This window comes from Neisseria cinerea, assembly GCF_900475315.1.
In the GTDB taxonomy this organism is placed as follows: Bacteria; Pseudomonadota; Gammaproteobacteria; order Burkholderiales; family Neisseriaceae; genus Neisseria; species Neisseria cinerea.
This window is the reverse complement of sequence record NZ_LS483369.1, coordinates 1,332,223-1,355,268: the sequence shown is the minus strand read 5'-3', so window position 1 is coordinate 1,355,268 and position 23,046 is coordinate 1,332,223. Positions and strand designations below refer to the sequence as shown.

At 51.3% G+C, this 23,046-nt stretch carries 16 protein-coding genes, 1 tRNA gene and 1 pseudogene; 5 read left to right on the top strand and 13 right to left on the bottom strand.

Translation table 11 applies throughout. The features are described 5' to 3' along the window. The first annotated feature begins 41 nt into the window (after window positions 1–41). Entirely contained in the window at window positions 42–1,325 is a 1,284-nt protein-coding gene (hemL, locus tag DQM57_RS06960; protein ID WP_111727362.1) for a glutamate-1-semialdehyde 2,1-aminomutase, read from the top strand. 63 nt (window positions 1,326–1,388) lie between these two features. Here the strand turns inward: hemL and orn are convergent, their stop codons facing one another. The 6 genes from orn to DQM57_RS09890 all read right to left on the bottom strand — a co-directional run bounded on the left by orn (window position 1,389) and on the right by DQM57_RS09890 (window position 5,320). Further along, entirely contained in the window at window positions 1,389–1,952 is a 564-nt protein-coding gene (gene orn / locus DQM57_RS06955; protein WP_107860287.1) for an oligoribonuclease, read from the bottom strand. 17 nt (window positions 1,953–1,969) lie between these two features. Then, complete coding sequence (gene prmA, locus DQM57_RS06950) at window positions 1,970–2,857, bottom strand: 50S ribosomal protein L11 methyltransferase (protein WP_107961132.1); 888 nt, start codon at window positions 2,855–2,857, stop codon at window positions 1,970–1,972. Between the two features lie 117 nt (window positions 2,858–2,974). Next, the gene (accC, locus tag DQM57_RS06945; RefSeq protein ID WP_003676864.1) at window positions 2,975–4,336 is read right to left on the bottom strand and encodes an acetyl-CoA carboxylase biotin carboxylase subunit; all 1,362 of its coding nucleotides are present in this window, start codon (window positions 4,334–4,336) and stop codon (window positions 2,975–2,977) included. 29 nt (window positions 4,337–4,365) lie between these two features. Continuing rightward, the gene (locus tag DQM57_RS06940; protein ID WP_003680299.1) at window positions 4,366–4,557 is read right to left on the bottom strand and encodes a YqaE/Pmp3 family membrane protein; all 192 of its coding nucleotides are present in this window, start codon (window positions 4,555–4,557) and stop codon (window positions 4,366–4,368) included. Window positions 4,558–4,628: 71 nt separating this feature from the next. After that, on the bottom strand, window positions 4,629–5,084 hold the full coding sequence (gene accB, locus DQM57_RS06935) for an acetyl-CoA carboxylase biotin carboxyl carrier protein (RefSeq protein ID WP_111727361.1): 456 nt from the start codon (window positions 5,082–5,084) through the stop codon (window positions 4,629–4,631). Further along, a complete protein-coding gene (locus DQM57_RS09890) occupies window positions 5,066–5,320 on the bottom strand; it encodes an acetyl-CoA carboxylase (protein WP_373279803.1) in 255 nt (84 codons plus the stop codon). The genes accB and DQM57_RS09890 overlap by 19 nt, the downstream gene beginning before the upstream one ends. Window positions 5,321–5,435: 115 nt before the next feature. Between DQM57_RS09890 and queA the strand changes: the two genes are divergently transcribed. Further along, entirely contained in the window at window positions 5,436–6,476 is a 1,041-nt protein-coding gene (queA, locus tag DQM57_RS06925) for a tRNA preQ1(34) S-adenosylmethionine ribosyltransferase-isomerase QueA (RefSeq protein WP_111727360.1), read from the top strand. Window positions 6,477–6,674: 198 nt separating this feature from the next. Here the strand turns inward: queA and carB are convergent, their stop codons facing one another. From carB to pilC (DQM57_RS06895), 5 genes are all read right to left on the bottom strand, one after another. Further along, a complete protein-coding gene (gene carB / locus DQM57_RS06920; protein WP_111727359.1) occupies window positions 6,675–9,890 on the bottom strand; it encodes a carbamoyl-phosphate synthase large subunit in 3,216 nt (1,071 codons plus the stop codon). Window positions 9,891–9,895: 5 nt separating this feature from the next. Next, the gene (locus DQM57_RS06915) at window positions 9,896–10,789 is read right to left on the bottom strand and encodes a putative phage abortive infection protein (RefSeq protein ID WP_111727358.1); all 894 of its coding nucleotides are present in this window, start codon (window positions 10,787–10,789) and stop codon (window positions 9,896–9,898) included. A 285-nt stretch (window positions 10,790–11,074) separates the two neighbouring features. After that, window positions 11,075–11,332: a SemiSWEET family transporter gene (locus DQM57_RS06910; protein ID WP_049331825.1), complete on the bottom strand. Its 258-nt coding sequence runs from the start codon at window positions 11,330–11,332 to the stop codon at window positions 11,075–11,077. A gap of 137 nt (window positions 11,333–11,469) precedes the next feature. Next, entirely contained in the window at window positions 11,470–12,600 is a 1,131-nt protein-coding gene (gene carA / locus DQM57_RS06905) for a glutamine-hydrolyzing carbamoyl-phosphate synthase small subunit (protein WP_111727357.1), read from the bottom strand. Between the two features lie 408 nt (window positions 12,601–13,008). Further along, window positions 13,009–15,843, bottom strand: coding sequence for a PilC family type IV pilus tip adhesin (gene pilC / locus DQM57_RS06895; RefSeq protein WP_111727356.1), 2,835 nt, complete (start codon window positions 15,841–15,843; stop codon window positions 13,009–13,011). Window positions 15,844–16,155: 312 nt separating this feature from the next. Between pilC (DQM57_RS06895) and pilC (DQM57_RS06890) the strand changes: the two genes are divergently transcribed. Continuing rightward, window positions 16,156–20,502 (top strand): PilC family type IV pilus tip adhesin, encoded by a 4,347-nt coding sequence (pilC, locus tag DQM57_RS06890; RefSeq protein ID WP_111727355.1) that lies wholly within the window; start codon window positions 16,156–16,158, stop codon window positions 20,500–20,502. 125 nt (window positions 20,503–20,627) lie between these two features. Here the strand turns inward: pilC (DQM57_RS06890) and DQM57_RS09795 are convergent. Then, window positions 20,628–20,735, bottom strand: a pseudogene (locus tag DQM57_RS09795) (IS5/IS1182 family transposase); the annotation flags it as partial. Window positions 20,736–20,792: 57 nt separating this feature from the next. Then, window positions 20,793–21,872, bottom strand: coding sequence for an iron-sulfur cluster carrier protein ApbC (gene apbC / locus DQM57_RS06885; protein ID WP_111727354.1), 1,080 nt, complete (start codon window positions 21,870–21,872; stop codon window positions 20,793–20,795). Between the two features lie 218 nt (window positions 21,873–22,090). Here apbC and DQM57_RS06880 point away from each other — a divergent pair. Together DQM57_RS06880 and DQM57_RS06875 are read left to right on the top strand one after the other, a co-directional pair. Continuing rightward, window positions 22,091–22,166, top strand: a tRNA-Lys gene (locus DQM57_RS06880). 88 nt (window positions 22,167–22,254) lie between these two features. Continuing rightward, window positions 22,255–22,764, top strand: coding sequence for a protein disulfide oxidoreductase (locus DQM57_RS06875; protein ID WP_111727353.1), 510 nt, complete (start codon window positions 22,255–22,257; stop codon window positions 22,762–22,764). Window positions 22,765–23,046 lie beyond the last annotated feature (282 nt).

Below are 23,046 nucleotides of genomic sequence, written 5' to 3'. Positions count from 1 at the left end.
GAACCTAAAACCTGCCTTTAGGATGGAATTTAAGGATATATATGAACCGTAACGAAATTTTATTCGACCGCGCCAAAGCCATCATCCCCGGCGGCGTGAATTCCCCCGTCCGCGCATTCGGCAGCGTCGGCGGCGTGCCGCGCTTTATCAAAAAAGCCGAAGGCGCGTATGTTTGGGACGAAAACGGCACGCGCTACACCGACTATGTCGGCTCTTGGGGTCCTGCGATTGTCGGACACGCGCACCCCGAAGTCATCGAAGCCGTGCGCGAAGCTGCCTTGGGCGGTTTGTCGTTCGGCGCGCCTACCGAAGGCGAAATCGTCATCGCCGAAGAAATCGCCAAAATCATGCCGTCCGTCGAACGGCTGCGCCTTGTCAGCTCCGGTACCGAAGCCACCATGACCGCCATCCGTCTGGCACGCGGTTTTACCGGTCGCGACAAAATCATCAAATTTGAAGGCTGCTACCACGGCCATTCCGACAGCCTGTTGGTGAAAGCAGGCAGCGGTCTGCTTACCTTCGGCAATCCTTCTTCCGCCGGTGTGCCTGCCGACTTTACCAAACATACTTTGGTACTCGAATACAACAACATCGCCCAACTCGAAGAAGCCTTTGCTCAAAGCGGCAATGATATTGCCTGTGTGATTTTGGAGCCTTTCGTCGGAAATATGAACCTTGTCCGACCGACCGAAGCCTTCGTCAAAGCCCTGCGCGAATTGACCGAAAAACACGGCGCTGTGTTGATTTACGACGAAGTGATGACCGGTTTCCGCGTCGCGCTCGGCGGCGCACAATCGCTGCACGGCATCACGCCCGACCTGACCACGATGGGCAAAGTCATCGGCGGCGGTATGCCGCTTGCCGCGTTCGGCGGCCGTAAAGACATTATGGAATGTATTTCCCCGCTGGGCGGCGTGTATCAGGCAGGCACCTTGTCGGGCAACCCGATTGCCGTCGCCGCAGGCTTGAAAACGCTGGAAATCATCCAGCGCGAAGGCTTCTATGAAGACCTGACTGCCTTGACCCACCGCCTCGCCGACGGGCTTGCCGCCGCCGCCAAAGCGCACGGTATCGAGTTCACCGCCGACAGCGTGGGCGGTATGTTCGGCCTGTATTTTGCCAGCCATACGCCGCAAAACTACGGCGACATGGCGCGCTCCAATATCGACGCTTTCAAACGCTTCTTCCACGGTATGCTCGACCGCGGCATTGCCTTCGGCCCGTCTGCTTATGAAGCAGGTTTTGTTTCCGCCGCGCATACGCCGGTTTTGATTGACGAAACGGTCGCCGTGGCGGGTGAAGTGTTCAAAGCGATGGCAGGCTGATTGCCGAAAGTTAAAAATGCCGTCTGAAATGCAAACAGCGTTTCAGACGGCATTTTTTGTTTCTTATTCCGTATCGGGTTTGGTGGCGGAAATCAGAAAGTGTTCGCGGTAGTGGCGCATTTCTTCGATGCTTTCCAAAATGTCGTCCAATGCCTTGTGCGAACCGCGTTTGACGACGCTTTTGGCAACGGGCGGATTCCAGCGTTTGGCAAGCTCTTTCAGCGTGGAAACATCAAGGTTGCGGTAGTGGAAGTAGTTTTCCAGTTTCGGCATATATTTGACCATGAAGCGCCGGTCTTGGTGGATGGAGTTGCCGCACATCGGCGTGGCGCGTTCGGGTACCCATTCCGACATAAAGTCCAGCAGTTTCTGTTCGACTTCAGCTTCGGTATGCGACGATTCGCGTACGCGCTGTGTCAGCCCCGTCCTACCGTGTGTGGCGGTGTTCCACTCGTCCATATTGTCGAGTAGCTCGTCGCTTTGGTGGACGGCGTAAACTTCGGATTGCGCCAATACATTCAAATCCGAGTCGGTAATAATCATCGCGACTTCGATAATGCGGTCAGTTTCGGGATTCAGCCCCGTCATTTCCATATCGAGCCAGCAGAGGTTGTTTTTATCCTGCATGATATTTCCTTTGCTTGTCAGCGTTTTGTCCCGCTCAATCGCGCCCATCCTTCTTCGGTTTCCGCAGGATCGAGATCGAACCATTGGCTGTAAATGCCGCTGAGTTCTTCGATTTGTTCGTCCAACAAACCGGATAACACGATGCGGCCGCCTTGTTTGGTGCGGGCGGCAAGCATTTCGCCGAGCATACGTAAAGGGTTGGCGAGGATGTTGGCGACAACTACGTCGAATTGCCCTTGAGGCAGGCCGTCGGGCAGGAAGAATTGTGCATCGACGTTGTTCTGTTCGGCGTTGTCCTTGCTGGCACGGATGGCCTGTTCGTCAATATCGACGCCGACGGCAGAACCTGCGCCGAGTTTGAGGGCGGCGATGGTCAGGATACCTGAACCGCAGCCGTAGTCGAGGACGCTTTCGCCGTTTTTGAGTTGTGTATCCAACCATTTGAGGCAGAGACGGGTGGTCGGGTGGCTGCCGGTTCCGAAGGCGAGGCCGGGATCGAGGCGGAGGTTGACGGCAGTGCCTTCGGGGGCTTCGTGCCAAGAGGGGGTAATCCACAGGCGTTCGGAAATTTGGATGGGGTCGAATTGCGCTTGGGTCAGGCGTACCCAGTCTTGGTCTTCGAGGGTTTCACCGGTGTATGCCAAGTCTTTTAATCCGCATTCTTGTGCGGCGGTTTGGATGATGGCGGCGGCTTCGTCGTGTTCGCCGAACAGGGCGATGACTTTGCTCTGCTGCCAGATTTGTTCGGTCGGCATACCGGGTTCGCCAAAGATGGCTTGTTCGTTTTCGGTGCCTGCATAGGCATCTTCAATGGCGGCGGAGAGTGCGCCATGTTCCATCAGGGTGTCGGCGAGGCGTTCGGCGACGGCATCGTTGACGTTGATGGTGATTTGTTGGTAAGGCATAGTGGGCTTTCTTAACAGACCTTCGGAATAGGGTCGTACTGTATAAGGTAATGGGTGTGTAACGGAAATGCCGTCTGAAAACGGACAAACTGTTTCAGACGGCATATCGGGGACGGCTTATTTGTCCTGTTTGGCTTTGCGATCTTCCAGCCAGTGTTCCAAATAGTGGATGCTGACGCCGCCTTTTTGGAAACCTGGGTCGTTGAACAAGTCGCGGTGCAGCGGCGTATTGGTTTTGATGCCGGTAATCGCCAGCTCGGCAAGGGCTACGCGCATTTTAGCCATGGCTTGGTCTCGGTCTTTACCGACGACGCAGACTTTGCCGATCAGGCTGTCGTAGTAAGGAGGGATGCGGTAGCCTTGGTAAATATGGCTGTCGACGCGGATACCGAAGCCGCCGGGCAGATGGCAGCTCTCAATCAGACCCGGGCTTGGGATAAAGTTGTACGGATCTTCGGCGTTGATACGGCACTCAAACGCGTGGCCTTCGACTTGAATATCCTTTTGTTTGTATTGCAACGGCAGGCCGGCCGCGATGCGCAATTGCTCTTGGACGATGTCCACGCCGGTGATGAGCTCGGTAACCGGATGCTCAACCTGAACGCGTGTGTTCATCTCGATAAAGAAGAACTCGCCGTCTTCGTAAAGGAATTCAAACGTACCTGCGCCGCGATAGCCGATGCGTTTGCAGGCGTCGGCACAGGCTTTGCCGATTTTGGCGCGTTCTTTTTCAGTGATGAACGGAGCCGGTGCTTCCTCGATGACTTTTTGGTGGCGGCGCTGCATGGAGCAGTCGCGCTCGGCAAGGTAGATGGCGTTGCCGTGTTCGTCGGCAATCACTTGGATTTCGACGTGGCGCGGACGTTGCAAATAGCGTTCCATGTAAACCATCGGGTTGCCGAATGCCGCGCCTGCTTCGGCTTTGGTCATTTCGACAGACTGGAGGAGGTCTTCTTTTTTCTCGACGACGCGCATACCGCGGCCGCCGCCGCCGCCGGAGGCTTTGATAATGACGGGATAACCGACTTTATCGGCGATTTTGAGGATTTCTTCGCCGTCGTCGGGCAATGCGCCGTCAGAGCCGGGAACACAAGGCACGCCCGCTTCGATCATGGCGTGTTTGGCGGATACTTTGTCGCCCATCAGGCGGATGGTGTCTGCTTTAGGGCCGATGAAGATAAAGCCCGATTGTTCGACCTGTTCGGCGAAATTGGCGTTTTCGGCAAGGAAGCCGTAGCCGGGGTGGATGGCATCTGCATCGGTAACCTCGGCGGCGGCGATAATGGCGGGAATATTCAGATAGCTTTGCGCCGAGGAGGCGGGACCGATACACACGGATTCGTCGGCGAGTTTGACGTGCAGGCTGTCTTTGTCGGCTTCGGAATGGACGGCGACGGTGGCGATGCCCATTTCACGGCAGGCTCGCAGGACGCGCAGGGCGATTTCGCCCCGGTTGGCGATCAATACTTTTTTCAGCATGATAATCTTTCCGGATGGTTCAGACGGCCTCAGCGGCCGCCTAATGCGTTGCGGATTTTTTGGTCGGTTTTGTATTGGCTCAAGGCGTAAACCGACCACATGGCTGCCGGTATCCAGCCAACCAGCGTACATTGCAGAATCAGACAGATGATGCCTGCAAACGGACGGCCAATGGTGAAAAACTGCAACCAAGGCAAGAAAATAGCCAAAATCAGACGCATGGTTTGTCCTTTAATGAACAGAAAAAGGAATTTCAGACGGCCTTAAAGTGAAGGCCGTCTGAAAAAGCGGATTATTCAATGATGAAGAGCGGCTCGCCGTATTCGACGGGCGTACCGTTTTCGACCAGGATTTCTTTGACCGTACCGGATTTTTCGGCTTCAATTTCGTTCATCAGTTTCATCGCTTCGATGATGCACAAGGTGTCGCCGGCTTTAACTTGTTGTCCGACTTCGACAAATGCGGAAGCATTCGGGCCGGGTGCGCGGTAGAACGTACCGACCATGGGTGATTTTTGCGCATTGGACAAATCTCGGGCTGCAGGTGCTGCGGCAGGCGCGGGGGTTGTTGCGACGGGTGCAGGTACGGCAGCCATGGCTGCGGCAGGTGCGGGTGCGGCATAAACCGGTGCTGCTGCTGCGATGGTTCGGGTAATGCGGACTTTTTCTTCGCCTTCGGTAACTTCGATTTCGGCAATACCGGATTCTTCAACCAGATCGATCAGTTTTTTTAATTTGCGCAAATCCATTTTTGTTCCTTTAACGGCTGCCGGTTTTTCGGCGGGCTGTTGCGTTGGTTTTTCAGAAAACAGCCGACTTGCGGCAACGGCGCAAACCGGGCGGAATAGGGTTTGGAAAAGTTTTTCCAACGGCGGAAAACAACCGTAATAATGTGTTTATTTTCCCGAAGTTGTCGGCAAATGTCCAGTAAAATATTAAAAAACAGCAGTTTTTGGCGGAAATATGCAGGAGGTCGGTTTGGTATGCGAGGTATGCTTTGTCGAGAGTGTTTATTCTAATTTATTGGTTTTTCGGACAAAGATGCCGTCTGAAAAAGATAAGTGCGTATAATGGCCGCTGTTCCGAATGAAAGTGTCACAATGGATATCTCAGATTTTGATTTTACCCTGCCTGAAAAGCTGATTGCCCAGCATCCGCCCGAAGTGCGCGGCAGCAGCCGCCTTTTGGTTGCGTTGCCGGATATGCCTCTGCAAGACCGGGTATTCGGCGATTTACCCGATTATGTCGGCGAGGGCGACGTTTTGGTATTCAATAACACGAAGGTAATGAAGGCGCGGCTGTTTGGTCAAAAAGACAGCGGGGGCAGAATCGAGGCTTTGATTGAGCGTGTTTTAGACAGTCATACCGCACTGGCGCATATCCGTTCGTCCAAGTCTCCCAAGCCCGGTATGGGCCTGGTGTTTGAAGGCGGTATTCGTGCCGTGATGGTCGAGCGTGCAGGAGCGTTATTCTGTTTGCGTTTTGAAGGCGGTCAAACCGTTTACGAACTTTTGGAACGGAACGGCCATTTGCCTCTGCCGCCTTATATCGAACGTGCCGCCGATGCGGATGACGACAGCCGTTATCAAACCGTTTATGCCAAATATCAGGGGGCGGTCGCCGCGCCGACGGCGGGTCTGCATTTTACGGAAGAACTTTTGCGCCGCCTGAAAGACAAAGGCGTAGAAACCGCAGAAGTAACCTTGCACGTCGGTGCGGGGACATTCCAACCCGTGCGTGTGGAAAAAATCGAAGAACACAAAATGCACAGCGAATGGTTTGAAGTGCCGTCTGAAACCGTCGCCGCCGTTGAGGCGGCAAAAGCACGGGGGAACAAGGTCTGGGCGGTCGGCACGACTTCCATGCGCGCCCTCGAGTCTGCCGCGCGCGCGACGGGATACTTGAAAGACGGACAGGGCGACACCGATATTTTCATCACGCCGGGCTACCGTTTTAATGTTGTCGACAGGCTGGTTACCAATTTTCATTTGCCGAAATCGACGCTGCTGATGTTGGTCAGCGCGTTTTCGGGTATGGGTCATATCCGCGCTGTGTATCGTCATGCGGTTGAACGTGAATACCGTTTCTTCAGCTACGGCGATGCGATGATTTTGGGGCGGAACGAAGGGGGAGGGCTTTAAACCGCCGCTGTCCGTTGCAAGACAGATGCCGTCTGAACCGTGGTTCGGGCGGTATTTTTATGGATGTCCGGCAGTTGGATAACACACCGCCCCAAATCGCGGTGCTTAAAGGTACAAAGAAAGTGAAGGCTATGTGCAACAAAATGCCGTCTGACACCGTAAAGGTTTCAGACGGCATTTTCCAAGCTGATTCAGGTATCAGCTGCGGTTTTTCAAACGCCCGTGCAGCTCTTGAACGCTGTACACGCCCAGATGGTCTCGGCTTTTCGCACCTTCGCTCATCGCTTCGCCGCCGGCAGTGGTGGTGTATTGCGGCACACGTTGCTGCAATGCGCTTTGGCGGATGATGTGGCTGTCGGACACGGATTGCGGATCGCTGGAAACGGTATTCACGACCAGTGCGATTTCACCGTTTTTCAGCGCGTCGCCGATGTGCGGGCGGCCTTCGGGGACTTTATTGATGGTTTGTACAATCAGTCCCTGTTCGGTCAGGTATTGCGCCGTGCCGCGTGTGGCGCAGATGCCGTAGCCTAAAACCTGGAAGTTTTTAGCGGTTTTAATGACGCGTTCTTTGTCTTCTTCGCGCACGGAGAGGAAGATTTTGCCGGTCGGGTTGAGGCGTTCGCCCGCGCCGAGTTGGGCTTTGTAGTAGGCTTCGCCGAAGCTTGCGCCCACGCCCATAACTTCGCCGGTAGAACGCATTTCGGGGCCGAGAATGGTGTCCACACCCGGGAATTTGATGAAGGGGAACACGGCTTCTTTAACGGCATAGAAATCGGGAACGACTTCTTTTTCCACGCCTTGTTCTTTCAGGGAAATACCTGCCATGCAGCGCGCGCCGACTTTGGCGAGCGGCACGCCGGTGGCTTTGGAGACGAAGGGCACGGTACGGCTGGCGCGCGGGTTCACTTCCAATACGAACACCACGCCGTCCTGCACGGCAAACTGTACGTTCATCAGACCGATCACGCCCAGCGCGTATGCCATGGCTTTGGTTTGGCGGCGGATTTCGTCTTGGATTTCTTCGCTGAGCGAGTAGGGCGGCAGCGAGCAGCCGGAGTCGCCGGAGTGGATACCTGCCTGTTCGACGTGCTGCATGATGCCGCCGATAACGACGTCTTTGCCGTCTGAAACGCAGTCCACATCGACTTCAATCGCGTTGTTCAAGAAGAAGTCGAGTAGCACTGGGCTGTCTTCGGAAACTTGTACGGCTTCACGCATGTATTTTTGCAGCTCTTCGGCAGAGTGAACAATCTGCATGGCGCGGCCGCCGAGGACGTAAGACGGGCGCACGACCAGCGGATAGCCGATTTCTTCGGCTTTGACGAGCGCTTCTTCTTCGTTGTGGGCGATGCGGTTGGGCGGCTGGCGCAGGCCTAAGTCGTTCAACACTTTTTGGAAGCGTTCGCGGTCTTCGGCGGCGTCGATGCTGTCGGCAGATGTACCGATGATGTTCACGCCGTTTTCAACCAGCGCGTTGGCGAGTTTGAGCGGGGTTTGGCCGCCGTAATGCACAATCACGCCCCACGGGTTTTCGGTGCGGACGATTTCCAACACGTCTTCCAGCGTCAGCGGTTCGAAGTACAGGCGGTCGCTGGTGTCGAAGTCGGTGGACACGGTTTCGGGGTTGCAGTTGACCATGATGGTTTCAAAACCGGATTCGCGCAGGGCGAGCGCGGCGTGAACGCAGCAGTAGTCAAACTCGATGCCCTGACCGATGCGGTTCGGGCCGCCACCGAGAATCATCACTTTTTTACGGTCGGAAGGACGGGATTCGCATTCTTCTTCGTAAGTAGAATAGAGGTAGGCGGTTTCGGTGGCGAACTCGGCGGCACAGGTGTCGACGCGTTTGTAAACCGGATGCAGTTTCAGCGCATAGCGGTGTTCACGGACTTCTTTTTCTTTTACACCCAAAAGTTGCGCGATGCGTTTGTCGGAGAAGCCTTTACGTTTCAGACGGCGTAAAGCAGCATAATCCAAGTCTTGTAACTGGCCGTCTGAAACCGATTTTTCTTCTTTTACCAAGTCTTCGATTTGTGCCAAGAACCAAGGATCGATGGCGCAGATTTCGTGGATTTCTTCCAGTGTGAAGCCTGCGCGGAACGCATCGGCTACAAACAGCATACGCTCAGGACCTGGGTTCGCCAGTTCGCGGCGGATTTCCGCTTTGTCGGAGCTGCGCGGATTGAAGCCGCACAAGCCGGTTTCCAAACCGCGCAAGGCTTTTTGGAAACTTTCCTGAATCGTGCGGCCCATCGCCATCACTTCGCCTACCGATTTCATCTGCGTGGTCAGACGGTCGTCTGCAGCAGGGAATTTTTCAAACGCAAAACGTGGGATTTTGGTCACGACATAGTCGATGGAAGGCTCGAACGACGCAGGGGTGCGACCGCCTGTAATGTCGTTGCGCAACTCGTCCAGCGTAAAGCCGACAGCCAGTTTCGCCGCTACTTTGGCAATCGGGAAGCCCGTTGCTTTAGAGGCCAACGCGGAAGAACGGCTCACGCGTGGGTTCATCTCAATCACAATCATCTCGCCGTTTTCAGGGTTCACCGCAAACTGCACGTTCGAGCCACCGGTATCCACGCCGATTTCGCGCAATACTGCCAACGAAGCATTACGCATGATTTGGTATTCTTTGTCGGTCAATGTTTGTGCAGGCGCAACCGTAATTGAGTCGCCGGTATGCACGCCCATTGGGTCGAAGTTTTCAATCGAGCAGATGATGATGCAGTTGTCGTTTTTATCGCGTACAACCTCCATCTCGTACTCTTTCCAGCCGAGAACAGACTGCTCAATCAGCAACTCATGCGTAGGCGAAGCATCAAAACCGCGTTCGCAAATCGCCAAAAATTCATCTTTATTGTAGGCAATGCCGCCGCCTGAACCGCCCATGGTGAAAGACGGACGAATCAGCGTTGGAAAGCCGACCTGTTCTTGTGCCGCCAAGGCTTCGTTCATCGTGTGGCAGACAAAAGATTTCGGGCAGGAGAGGCTGATTTTCTCCATCGCCTCCTTAAAGCGGCCGCGGTCTTCCGCCTTGTCGATCGCGTCTTCCGTCGCGCCGATTAATTCAACATTGTATTTCGCCAGTACGCCGTTACGCGCCAAATCCAGCGCACAGTTCAGCGCGGTTTGGCCGCCCATCGTGGGCAGAATCGCATCGGGCCGCTCCTTGGCGATAATCTTCTCCACCGTCTGCCACATAATCGGCTCGATGTAGGTAACATCCGCCATTTCAGGGTCGGTCATAATCGTGGCGGGGTTGGAATTCACCAGAATGACTTTGTAGCCTTCTTCACGCAAAGCCTTGCAGGCCTGTGCGCCCGAATAGTCAAATTCGCAGGCCTGACCGATAACGATAGGGCCGGCGCCGATGATAAGGATGGATTTTAGGTCGGTACGTTTGGGCATGGTGTTTACTCTTTCCAGTTTTCTACAATTTGGTCTATTTTAATAGGGTCAATCTTGCTATTTATATTAAATTCAAATTCTTGTAACTCTTTTAATAATTCAAATTTTTTTACGTATCGTTTAAATTCAGAACCTTCATCGATCAAGCAATTAAGGAATAAAAAGTGTAGCTCTAGATATGATAATTGAGCTCTTACTATTTCCGCGTATTCTTTTTGTTCATCTTTATTAAATCGTGATGATTCAATAAATTTGAACACATGAAATAAATTTCTAAAATAATGGCCAAAATATTGTTTTTGTTGCTTTGTGTTATATATGTAGTCATATGCTTCTTTTAGATTATTTTCATAGTCATTTGGATTTTTTTTATTATGTATCGTATATCCTGTCGCAATCATTGCTCTAAAATACCAAAAAGCATCAATACCTCGATGTGTGAGATTTCCATTTCTATCTGTTTCATCTTCATCTTTATCTTTTTGTAAAGGAGGGCTGACTTTGATAGAAAGTAGGATGTGTCGGTGATTTTCAATTAGTTTAAAGATTTGCTCTTTATCTTCACTTAAATAATGGTTATTTTCCGTGTTCTCTTGTTGTTTTATAGTTAGATCTAATATTTCTTTATTAAAGTATACAAGCAGCAAAATATTTACTGCTGTCAGAATTGGATTTAAAACTCCACCAAAAAAATCACCAAACTGACCAAAAATGGCATGAGAATCCTTAATGAGCCCTGAATAATCTCGATTTGGTATATCTTTAGCAAATCCCTCATGAAAATGAAAAAAGTATAAACCTAATACCAAGATAACTATTAATATTAATATTATAATAAAAGAAAAGATAGGAGTAGATTTTTTTTCATCCCTTTGTTTCTCGTTATTTTTGATATTCATGCTGTTAAATCCATTTGTTTAAGCAAGCCGTAGCCCGCATGGTAGTGTGTGTGCGGTACGCACGCATTTTCCATTTTCTCTGCAACCCCAACCCACCGCGTACGTGCTTTGCGGCACACACCCTACCGATGGATTCAAAGGTCGTCTGAAAAAACGCTTGCGGCGTTTGTTCCATCTGCCTTTCGATAAAAAGCTACCTGAAAAATTCCTGCCGTTGATATTTTGGTGACTCTTTTCAGACGACCTTTTGCGTTTTTATGTTGCACAGTCCGTCTGAAAACTTCCTTAAAAACTAGTGACAAATGTAATCAAACCCAAAATGATGCCCGGGGCGTTTGCCAGCATGACGGGGTAGTCGCGTTTTTCTTTCAAAAAGCCGTAGGCAACCCATAATGTGCAGTTGATGGCGGCAACGAGGGGTTGCAACGGTGAACCGGGGTTGCCGGCAAGGTTGTTTTGGATTTGCGGGATATAGGAAACGTACATACCTACGGCAGTCAGGGTGGCAACGACGGAAAGAATGCGCATTTGCTTTTCTGTCATGGGTTTTCCTTTCTGATTCGAGGGGTGGGTTTCAGACTGTGTAGATGTTGAGAGGGTGTCTGAATTTATATTTTTTGAGGTTTGGTTTTCAGACGGCCTGTTGTTGAGTTGAGTGTGGCCGTCTGAAAAAATCAGCTTTATTGTTTTGCTGCTTTGATATTGTCAATGAATTTGTCGAACAGATAACCGACGTCTTGCGGACCCGGGCTGGCTTCGGGGTGACCTTGGAAGCAGAATACAGGTTTGTCGGTCAGTTCAATACCTTGTAAAGTGTTGTCGAACAAGGATTTGTGGGTAATTCTTGCGTTAGCGGGCAGGGTGTCGGCATCGACGGCGAAACCGTGGTTTTGGCTGGTGATGACGACTTTGCCGCTGTCCAAGTCTTGCACGGGGTGGTTCGCGCCGTGATGGCTGAAGCGCATCTTCAGGGTTTTTGCGCCGATAGCGAGGCTGATGAGCTGGTGTCCCAAGCAAATGCCGAAAATCGGTTTGCCGCTTTCCATCAGTTTTTGTACGGCTTCGATGGCGTAGTCGCAAGGCTCGGGGTCGCCGGGACCGTTGGACAGGAATACGCCGTCGGGATTGAGTGCCAACACGTCTTCCGCGCTCGTTTGTGCGGGGACGATGGTTAGGCGGCAGCCGCGCGAGGCGAGCATGCGCAGGATGTTGGTTTTTACGCCGAAATCGTAGGCGACAACGTGGTAAGGCTGTTCGTCAGGGGTAACGAAACCTTTGCCCAATTCCCATTCGCCTTCGGTCCATTCGTAAGTTTCTGGGCAGGAAACTTCTTTTGCCAAGTCTTTGCCGACCATACTGCCGAACGCGGCGATGAGTTCTTGTGCTTTTTCAACGGTAGCATCTGCACCGGTCAGAATCGCTCCGCCTTGTGCTCCTTTTTCGCGCAGCAGCGTGGTCAGGCGGCGGGTGTCGATGTCGGCGATAGCGACGGTTTTGTTGCGTACCAAATAGTCGTGCAGGCTTTCGGAGGCGCGGAAGTTGCTGTGCAAGAGCGGCAGGTCGCGGATAATCAAGCCTGCGGCGTAAACGTTGCGGCTTTCTTCATCTTCGGCGTTGGTACCGGTATTGCCGATGTGCGGATAGGTGAGGGTAACGATTTGTTTGCAGTAGGAAGGGTCGGTCAGGATTTCCTGATAGCCGGTCATAGATGTGTTGAACACGACTTCGCCGGAAGTCGAACCTTCGTAACCGATTGATGTGCCGTGAAATACGCTGCCGTCAGCGAGAACGAGAAGGGCGGGGGTGCTCATGATGGGAATCCTGTTTTTAATAAAATTCTTGATAATGCCGTCTGAAAAGCCTTCGGTAGGTTCATCCGTGCAGAAAATCCGGTTAAAAAAAAACACGCCGCGCAAGAAAGAATCTGCGTAACGTGCTTTTTCAGGCAGTCTGTGTATGCCTTAGAAGCAACATATTTTAAGCCGAAACGTGCCGGATTTCAAGAAGTGTAAACCGATTAGGGCGGCTTCGTCAGGCAGCTGGCGGGATATGTTGCGGATTATTATTTAAATATTTACTGATTTATCCAGTGTAGCCTGTATCTTTGCAAGCCTTTCCTGTTGCGGTGTTTCAAACCGTACCGTATTTTGTCGGAATCTGTATGTCATAATAAAAATGCCGTCTGAACAGTTCAGACGGCATTTCTTTCTCATACCCGGTTAGAAAAAGATTTCACGCCAGCTGATGCGTTTGAGTTTGCCTCCGCAAACCGGGCCTGTTACATCCAGGTTGCCCATGTCAGACATCAGGAAGGTACGGCTGCCGTCTTCGCTTTTTTCTTTGAAGCAGGTGTTGTTCGGGTTTTTGTTTGCAGGGCCGCCTTCATCTCCGCTGCCGTTACCGCCTGCATCACCGTCCAGCGTGAAGGGCGATTCGTCTTTTTTCTTACCGTCGCGATAGCTTATGGTCAGAAGTTTGGGATAAACGAATCCGTTGGGGCAGATATAATTTTCGCCCTTTTGGTTAGGGACTGTTCCTTTTTCACAGCCCAATGGCGGTTCGTTTGTATTGGTTGACGACGGGGGATTGCTGCTTTTTATGAACGGGCGGGCATTTCTTTTCGTCAGTTTGCCACCGGTTTCAGAATCAATGCCCAAGACGGTTGTTCCTGCACCACATGCGCCGAACGATGTGTAGTTCCGGATGGTAACAAACGCTGTCCTTAATACCATTTCGGGTTTGATGGTTACGCGGTCACCATTGCCAAGGTCGATTTTCCAGCCTCTCTTACCTTTTGTTTCGTTGCCGGACAAGAAGAGTTTGTCGCCTTTTTTCTCAATGGTCTGTTTGACCAATTCGCCTTCCGTGGCTGTTGCCCGAGTTTCAGGGGCTATCATATTCTCAGGCAGGTCGTCAAAGATGCCATAGATGGATTGCGGAGTTTGGTCTTTGACGTCATGTTCGTTCAAATCGCTGCCCGTGCCGAAAATAACGACATATTTGTTTTTTGCCAGACGTGATATGGCGGGCGCGGATGTAACCGGTTTTTTTGGGTTGCCGTTATAAATACGCAGGACTTTCCAGTTATTGGCAACAGGGTCCCTTAGGTCGAAGCGGTACATATTGCCGCCGCGGTCGCCTGCGTAGGCAATATCAACTGTACCGTCGAAATCGGTATCAACCAGCGTCAGGGAAGACAAGCCTCCTACGCCGTTCGGAACATCGATTTTTCTTAACAGGTTTTTGCCCAGCATATCGTAAACATACAGTGCGGTTTTATTGCCCCCGTAGCCGTTGGCGAGGAAGCCTGCATATTTGCCGCCGAGAATCTTGCCGATTTGGGGTGTGCCGACGGTAAAGCCTAAATCGCCGTCCTGTGCGTCAAACAGGGGAACGTGGCTTATCCAAGTGCTTGAATCCTGATTCAGACCGGCAAGGTCCAAAGCATATGCGCCTTTGCCGCCCTGACCCATCGCGCCGAACATGAAAACATGGTTAGTATTGCCAACCTTTACCTTACGCAGCACGAAGCCGCCGTCCACGCCGTAGAGGTTGTTTGTGTAATTTTTGTTAGCGAAGTGGCGCAGCGTTTTGGCCAGGGTAGTGTCGTTGTTTCGGTCGTCTTTGCGCGCAATGGTTCCAGGTATGTAGCTGAGCTTCAAATCGTAGGATGCATTATTGCCGTCACGTTTGAAGATGTGCACCATGCCGTCGTTTGCGGCCGTTGCCATAAAGTCGCCGATACCTGCAATCGGGCTGTTGATGATGTCGCCGAGATTCCGGTCGTCGTTTTGCCGGATACGGTAAGACTGGCTGTATTCCGGGGCATTTTTACCGTTGAAGTAACTATCGTCATTATCCCTGCGGTCTGTCCATCTAAGCAGCAGATCTTGCCATTCGTCGTCATGACGGGTGTTGGAAATATCGAATTCGCCGTTCGAACGTCCGCTTGACTGGTCGGTAAATACGACACCGTCTGCCCCTTGTGCAAGGCGGATCATGACCTTACGGTTTTGGAATGAAGGTTGAGGGAGGGAGCCGGCTCTGCGGCCTGTTTCATTCATGGAGTAGAGGCGAATCCGGCTGCTGGATTTTTCCGGGTAGGTTTGTACCTCGGCGACCATGTTGCCCAACGGTGCGGGAGCAACCATAGGGAAGCCGCCGGTCGGTTGGCTCGGCGTACATTGGTTGCCGATGCTGCGCGGCAGTTTCAGCTTAACCTCTACACTGGAATTATCATAAAGTTGGTAAGTAAAGGGGAATCTGTTGGTCTCTTGAACGCTGAAATTTTTAATTTGAGAGCGTTGGGTCGGTACGATGTTGCCCAAACTGATTTCCTCGGGAAGAGAAGTGTTTTTCGGATTGTCCAGTTGGTGCAGTTTTGCGCGAAGGTAGAATGCCGCCCCTGTGCTGGAGGATGAGCGAATGTTCAACTTCGTCGATAGGTTGGATTGCCACCTTCCCATATTCCCGCCGTCAACTCTGGCTGCCATTTGGAAGGAAACACCAAGCCAAGGTTGGCTGTTGATACGGTATATCGGCAGACCATCCGGGCTTGTGATTCCGGTACGGGAAATTTGCGCCGGATTTTCCTTAAAGGTAAAGTTGACGGTAAAGTCAGAATAGTGTTTGCTATGAGTGATGTCGGATAGGTAATAACCTACTTTGCCGGATCGGTCGGGATTGGTCTCAATCCATCCGCTGATGTTAGTGCCCGCGGCTGCTGCGGTTTTGATATTTAGTCCGGAGGTTTTGTTGAACAGCGGGGCAGACGGTGTATCTACGAAGTGTATGCTGGGTATGCGATCCGCAATCAGAACGCTGTGGCCGTGTTCAAATTGATATTTGATGTTTCCCCTTCCTCCATTCATCTCTTGACACGCCTGTCGGGAGAAACTTCCCCAACCTGAGGCGACTATACCGTTGCTGCCGACGGAATAAGAAGCCGGTTCGCAGTGGGCAAATACCGTCTGGCTTGCGGCGGAGAATGTCAAAGCAATAATGCCCGATGAAATGATGCGGCGGTCATGCCGTATTGTTTTTTTCGTTTTCATGATGATTTTCCCGTATATGATTCCGACTGTCCGACAAGGTATGTGGGACTTTGATCCGGCGGGGTATTGAATGCCTTGCAAAAATATCGGCCGGATAATGGATTGTTTTAAACGGACAAATTAAATAAATAAAATAAATCGAACTATATAAAGATTATATCATAGGCAGTTTTCTTTGAATGTCGGTTCAGTGTTATGAACTGTAAAGAGGCAGGGCAATCTTGATTTGTGCAGCGTCCGGCATAGGGCGGGCGTGGTAAAATGTCCTATCGGTAAAAAAATAACAGCCGGAACCCGGAATAGGTTTGATTTATGAAGCAGAGATACATTACGAAAAACAGACGCCGCCTCACCGCCGCCAAGCCTTTGGCGGCCAGTATATTTGTCGCATTGACGGCTTCCCAATCCGCGCAGGCAATCCCCTTCAGGGATTTGCCGGTCTATCTGCAAAATACTTCTACGGTTTCTGGTACGGGCAAGGTCAGGCCCAACGTTGTCTTTCTTGTGGATGATTCCAACTTTATGAACAACGGTGCGGGCAGAACCGTTATCCAGCATACTTTTTCAGACGGCAAAATCCTGATTAAGGTTAGGGATAAAAATAACAACAATGCCGAGATAATGAGGACACTGAATCCGAAAAACCTGATGCTGGACGGCGGCTGTCCGCAGATTACCCTGGCAGACGGCAGGATTACGGAAGACCCTCGGTATATCGACCCTTCCAACGGATGGTGTACCAAGCCCCTGCCGCCGGTTTCGCTGCAGAGCATCGATCCCGTTGCTTATCAGGAGTTTAAAGAGCTTCAAATCGGGGATGGAAACGGCGGTTTGAAATTAACCGAGCGTCTGGTCAAGGTTAAAGATGCGCTTAAGGCAGTTGTCGGAAAATACGGCGCAAATGCTAACTGGGGGCTGCAGACCCTGCACAATAACGGCGGTTCGGATACCGACGGGGTGAATGCTGCACCTTCGGATATGCAAAGCCGTATCGACAGGATTAAGGCGCAATACCCGATGGTGCCGCTGACACGGCGTTATTATGAAACCGTGCGCGACCGACTGCTGCCGGCGGTCAAATACCGCTGCCAGAAATCGTATGTCGTGGTTTTGACATCGTCTAAGTCGGATACGAGTTGCCATTACACCAACTATGTGTTCGGTTCGAGCGGTTATAGCGATTTTGCGGGTAACTTGGGGTCTTATCCTAAAAATATTCCTGCCACTCATCCGCAGCATTGGAAGGACTGCCTGATCAGCGAGCGGAAATATCAAAAACGTTATCCGAATATGATGACTTGCCCTTGGGAGGCGTATTGGGATGAGACGGCGGCGAAGAAACAGTTGAAGGGTGCATTCCCCGGGAATTATTGCGAAGCCCCCGTCGGTCCGAAGCTGCCTAAAGCCCCGCCTGCAACTTGGCAGGATGCAAGGAAAGAATATGAAGCCAAGTACGGCAAATGTGAAAAAATCAACCAGCGGCCGGGTCCCGGTTACGGGCAGAAGTATCAGGATTCAGACGATTGTGATGCGCGTTTTTTCTATAACGGAGATGTCCAACTTCACGGTATGAGGGTGGCAAACTACAAACTTGCATTGGGTGAATATAAAAAATCCAAGGGGTTTGGTGCAAATGAAGAAAGCAGGAGGGTTCACGAGGAACTGTGTCCGAGCGGCAAACCTAATAAGAACGGCAGCCAGAACAGTGGATTGCATGAATTTTTCGATAAGGAAAAAGACCATCTGAGGTCTTTGTTCGGCAATCTGAAATATACTCAGACAAACGGATTGACCGCCGGCGAGTACGGTCAAATGGCTGCTGAGGTATTGGATACTATCGGTCTGGCGGAATTTGCCCCTCAGTTTCGTTCGACTTACCGAAGCTTGAACGGCCCGCGTTATTGTGAAACCGAAAACGGTACGTTGAAGTGTAAGGTACGCATTACCGGCAGACTTCCTGCTTCGATTTCGTTCAATGCAAACGGGAAAAACGACGAACAAACCCAGTTTGAGGGAATGAGGTTTCCCGCCGTCTTGAAACAGTCTGATTCGTGGCGGAATAATTATTACAATTATGACTGGGTATCGGATTATTACTATTTCAATCCAGGAAAACCCAGTGCGGGCAAATCGGAGAAGGAAAAATTTTCTAATTATTTCGGAGAGTATTTCAGCGAGCATGGCTTTGATCAAAACCAAGCTGATGCAAACGGAACAACAAGACCCGGTATGAAGCATCTGCCCGGTGCGGGGCAGTGTACTGCGGGTTCGGTCGATACCGTCCTTGACGGCGATAACGGTATGGGTATGTTCAGCCGCGCCTTGGCGGAAAAAGACATCAAATCCGCTTCAGACGGCAGGGATGCGGCAGGTGTAAGCTGGGATAGCGATGCTTCTTCCGATCCTGCCGGCGTAGACTTCGGCAAGCAGACCGTCCAAACTTATACAGTCAATTTCAATGCGGACGAAGGTACGGTACGTAAGGAATATCTGCGGAACGGCGCGAGCCGCGACAATATGTATTATCCGGTTACGGACTATAAAAACCTGACCAAGATATTGGATGAGATTCTCGGCAAGATTCAGTCGGATACGAAAAATACGACGGGTGGGGCTTTTTCTGCGACAGCCCCTGCCGCAACCGGCAACAGTATCCCCGATTTGGCGGCCGCCGTATTCCTGAATCCGACAACGTGGAGTAGCCGTTTGCGCTTCTACCGTTTGGATGCTTCGGGCTATCCTGATAAGGCGCGTTATGTCGAACCTTCGTTTGACAACCGTAAAACGTTGATTAAGCTGGGAAACAATGTTTATTTTACGGATAAGATGGACGGTGTTTCCGGTATCGGCAACCATACTTTCGGCATCCCTGCAAAATCGGGTAATGCCGACGAATGGAAAGAGCTGTTGCTGCCGTGGACAGACAGAAGCGGCAACGACAAGGCTTTGGAAACCTTGTCTCAAACCAAGGTCGGCGGTGCAGACAAATACAGCCAAAAATACCGCGTGCGTCCGGATGCGGAACGTCATTTGGGCGATATACTCGACAGCCAGGTCGTTGCCGTCGGGAATACGGATGCCGGTAACCACCGTGAGTTTATGGTAACGGCGGCAAACGACGGCATGGTGCATATTTTCAAACGCGGAAGTAAAGCACCTTACGACTTGAAGCTGAGCTATATTCCTGCAAACATACCGCGCGAGGATGAGACGGGTAATGCCTCAGATTTGGCCAAAACCCTGAAAGATTTTGCACACAGCGGCTATGGCAACCATCCGGCGCATACTTACGGCGTAAACGGCGGCTTTGTCGTGCGTCAGGCGGATGTGGACGGACAAAAACGCGTGTTTATGTTTGGTGCGATGGGTCAGGGCGGACGTGGTGCGTATGCTTTGGATATCGGCGCGGTCAACGGCAGCCAAGATGCCTGGAATGTTACCGTTCCCTTGTTTGATGCTGTCGACAAAGATATGGGTTATACCGTCGGTATGCCGCAAATGGGGCGGACATACAACAATAAGTCTGGTTATTCGGGTTTTCTTGCAGGCGGCTACCATACCGATGCCGTACAAAGCAATGCCAATAAAACGGCTTTGTATGTTTACGATATGTTCGGTAAGACGCTGATCCGCAGAATCGATGTTCCGACCGGTATGGGCGGTTTGTCCTCGCCAACCCTGGTGGATACTGATTTCGACGGAGTTGTCGATGTGGTTTATGCAGGCGACAGGGGCGGTAATATGTACCGTTTCAATGTTGTCGACTCTGATCCGTCAAAATGGAATTACAGCATTGTTTATCGCGGTAATCCGAGTCAGCCGATTACGGCGGCTCCTGCTGTTTCGCGCCGCGAATCCAACAAATATGTCGTTATTTTCGGTACGGGCAGCGATTTGACTGCCGCAGATACCGTGAGCCAGGCTACTCAATCGGTATATGGTATTTTTGACGATGTGTCGTGGGACTCAAAAAACGGCGGGCCTAAAACGGCTCCGAACGCGCGCGGCAACGAGTTGGTCAAGCAGAACGTGAGCAAAAACAACGATTTGATTTTCCTGTCGAATAATGAAATCGACGAGAAAACCAAAAAAGGTTGGAAAATCGATTTGGCACCTGGCGAACGTGTTACCCTTAAGCCGAACATGATTTTGCGTACGGCGGTCGTTACCATCCGCAACTACACCAAAAAAACCGTGATGACGGGGGCAAGTGCCACGGGCGACCTCTGTATTCCGGATACGCAAAACAGCAATACTTCAACCGAAACGACGATTCTTGCCGTTAATGCCGAGGATGGTGGCGGTTTGACTCCTAGAAAAACCCGCCTGATTCCGCCTGCAATCAATAACGGAGGAAACAATACTTCCAATTGTAAGAACATCAATGGCAAAATCATGTGTCCGAACGGTTATACCTTCCCCGGCCCGCTTGTTCCGACTTATCTTGACGGGAAAAAAATCGGCGATCCCCCGACTTCTCCCGACGGTGATACTGGCGGCAGCGGTAATGACGACGGTCCGCCCGACACTGTGCCGAACAACAAATGTTTTACCTCTAAAGGAAAACGCACGTTGTTGATGAACAATATGAGCAACCTTGACGTGGTCGGCCCGCTTTGCGGAATGAAACGTATCAGCTGGCGCGAGATATTCTTCTGATGCCGTTGTCGGATAAAATGCCGTCTGAAGCCCAATCGGTTTCAGACGGCATTTCTTATGGAATCAATATACTATTTGCGCGGGAATGATGCCGGGCGTGCTGCTTGTTGTGATTTGGCGTCAAAATATAGTGGATTAAATTTAAACCAGTACAGCGTTGCCTCGCCTTGCCGTACTATTTGTACTGTCTGCGGCTTCGTCGCCTTGTCCTGATTTAAATTTAATCCACTATAAAAAGCCGGCTTTAAAAGAAAAAAGGCAGTCCTTCGGGGCTGCCTTTTCGGTTGGCATCACTCGACTACGATTTTTGGGAACCGGCTGCTGAAATCTTTGCCTTTGTCGGCAATGCTCAGGGCGATTTGGAATGCTGCATCGGTGTAGATTTGGGCGATGGCAGGGTGTTCGTCGAACAGTTGTGCCGCCGCCCCTCCGTCCATCGCTTCGCGTACGGGCAAACTTAAGGGAAGCTGTCCGAGTAGCGGGACATTGAGGCGTGCGGCCAAATCTTTGCCGCCGTCCGTGCCGAACAGTGCTTCGCTGTGCCCGCAGTTGGAGCAGATATGGACGGACATGTTTTCCAATACGCCCAAAATCGGAATGTTGACCTTGCGGAACATATCCACAGCCTTGTGCGCGTCTATCAGCGCGATGTCCTGCGGCGTCGTAACGATGACGGACCCTGTTACGGGGATGCGTTGGGACAGCGTGAGTTGGATGTCGCCCGTACCCGGGGGCAGGTCGATGAAAAGATAGTCCACTTCGTCCCACTCGCTTTGGAACATCAGTTGCTGCAATGCCTGGCTGACCATCGGGCCGCGCCAGACGACGGCTTGGTCGGTGTCAACCAGAAAGCCGATGGACATGACTTGTATGCCGTTTGAAGATTCGACAGGAATCAGTTTTTGGTTTTTTTGGTCGGGTTTGCGGTCGTCCACACCCAACATGATCGGTTGGCTCGGGCCGTAAAGGTCGGCATCGAGCACGCCGACGCGTGCGCCCATGCGCGCCATCGCGGTGGCAAGGTTGGCGGTGGTTGTTGATTTGCCCACGCCGCCTTTTCCCGATGCGACGGCAATGATGTTTTTCACACCTTTGATAGTGGTAACGCCGGGCTGGACTTTGTGTGTGCCGATTTCCGTGTCCATGGACAGATGGATGTGTGTGTCGCCTGTCAGCGGCATCAGGATTTCCTGTATGCGGTCGGCTGTTTCTGAGGCAATGTGCGCGACAGGGAAACCGAAATGCAGGGCGATATGGATGCCGTCTGAACGCTGTTCGACCGAGCGGACGGCCTTTTCGCTGCCGAGTGTGCGTGCCGTATTCGGAATACTGACAGTTTCAAGGAGGGTGCGGATGTTTTGTATATTCATGATGTGTGCCTCTGTTCGCAAGTTGGGTGAGAGGAAGATAGACGGAAAGTGTACATGATTTTGGGCAGTTTGCTTTTTTCTTGTGCGAACTTTTACACGATATGGGCCGGATTGTGAAAATCCGTTGCCAAAATATCTCGTGCAAACAGCAGTCTGTAATTAAGTCTGTAAAAATTGCTTGACGGTGGAGAGAGGAGTTGTATAATGCACGACTTATCGGGTCGTTAGCTCAGTCGGTAGAGCAGCGGACTTTTAATCCGTTGGTCGAGCGTTCGAATCGCTCACGACCCACCAGATAGCCAAAAGCCAAGTTTTAAGACTTGGCTTTTTGTTTGCCTGTTAATCGCCGGCAACAGCGTTTCCGTACTGTTTGGAAGGTTGTATGAAGAAAAAACTGCTTTCGGGCATAAAATTTGCCGTTCAGACGGCATTGGTGTTTTTATTAGTGTCGCTGTGTCTGGATTGGATGCGTAAGCCTGACGAACCTGCCGGGGCGGCGGAGCGGCCTTTGACTTTGCTGTCGGGGCGTCAGCTGACTTTGGGACAGTTTAGCCGGGATAGGACGGTGCTGGTGTATTTTTGGGGGAGCTGGTGCGGCGTGTGCCGTTATCAGTCTCCGATAATCGATGATTTGGCGGCCGACGGTGTGCCGGTTGTCGGGGTGGCGATACGTTCCGGCAGTTCGGACGAAGTTTCTGCGTATATGAAAAAACGCGGATTGGATTTTCCGAGCGTTAATGATGAGGACGGCGGTTTGGCAAGGTCTTGGCAGATTAAGGCAACGCCGACTGTCATTTTGGTCAAAAATGGGAAAATAGTTCACTATACGACGGGAATCAGCAGTTATTGGGGCTTGCGCGCACGAATTTTTCAGGCGGATGTTTTAAGTTAGTTGTGTTCCCGTTAAACTTTTAGTCATATACGGAGTCAAACGGTGTACGCCTTGTACGGCGGATACGCCGGCGTTTGTTTTTTTTGGAAGAAAGTTCTTTCGACAGTAAATGTAATACTTTGTTGAGATTGTAGGGAAAATAGACTAAGATATAACTATTAAAATATTTTTAGATAGGATTATCGGAATTAAAGCCTTTTATACCCAAATGCCTGATACGGTTTATAGAGTATTGTTTCTATATGTTCGTTTTGTTATATAACGGTTGTATCGGAATGATAC

What these genes read in the sequence shown, in the direction of transcription:
- DQM57_RS06910 (WP_049331825.1), bottom strand. Translation starts at nt 11,332, where the DNA reads ATGACAGAAAAGCAAATGCGCATTCTTTCCGTCGTTGCCACCCTGACT.
- carB (WP_111727359.1), bottom strand. Translation starts at nt 9,890, where the DNA reads ATGCCCAAACGTACCGACCTAAAATCCATCCTTATCATCGGCGCCGGC.
- prmA (WP_107961132.1), bottom strand. Translation starts at nt 2,857, where the DNA reads ATGCCTTACCAACAAATCACCATCAACGTCAACGATGCCGTCGCCGAA.
- queA (WP_111727360.1), top strand. Translation starts at nt 5,436, where the DNA reads ATGGATATCTCAGATTTTGATTTTACCCTGCCTGAAAAGCTGATTGCC.
- accC (WP_003676864.1), bottom strand. Translation starts at nt 4,336, where the DNA reads ATGCTGAAAAAAGTATTGATCGCCAACCGGGGCGAAATCGCCCTGCGC.
- DQM57_RS06875 (WP_111727353.1), top strand. Translation starts at nt 22,255, where the DNA reads ATGAAGAAAAAACTGCTTTCGGGCATAAAATTTGCCGTTCAGACGGCA.
- orn (WP_107860287.1), bottom strand. Translation starts at nt 1,952, where the DNA reads ATGCAGGATAAAAACAACCTCTGCTGGCTCGATATGGAAATGACGGGG.
- accB (WP_111727361.1), bottom strand. Translation starts at nt 5,084, where the DNA reads ATGGATTTGCGCAAATTAAAAAAACTGATCGATCTGGTTGAAGAATCC.
- carA (WP_111727357.1), bottom strand. Translation starts at nt 12,600, where the DNA reads ATGAGCACCCCCGCCCTTCTCGTTCTCGCTGACGGCAGCGTATTTCAC.
- DQM57_RS06940 (WP_003680299.1), bottom strand. Translation starts at nt 4,557, where the DNA reads ATGCGTCTGATTTTGGCTATTTTCTTGCCTTGGTTGCAGTTTTTCACC.
- hemL (WP_111727362.1), top strand. Translation starts at nt 42, where the DNA reads ATGAACCGTAACGAAATTTTATTCGACCGCGCCAAAGCCATCATCCCC.
- DQM57_RS06915 (WP_111727358.1), bottom strand. Translation starts at nt 10,789, where the DNA reads ATGAATATCAAAAATAACGAGAAACAAAGGGATGAAAAAAAATCTACT.
- apbC (WP_111727354.1), bottom strand. Translation starts at nt 21,872, where the DNA reads ATGAATATACAAAACATCCGCACCCTCCTTGAAACTGTCAGTATTCCG.
- pilC (WP_111727356.1), bottom strand. Translation starts at nt 15,843, where the DNA reads ATGAAAACGAAAAAAACAATACGGCATGACCGCCGCATCATTTCATCG.
- pilC (WP_111727355.1), top strand. Translation starts at nt 16,156, where the DNA reads ATGAAGCAGAGATACATTACGAAAAACAGACGCCGCCTCACCGCCGCC.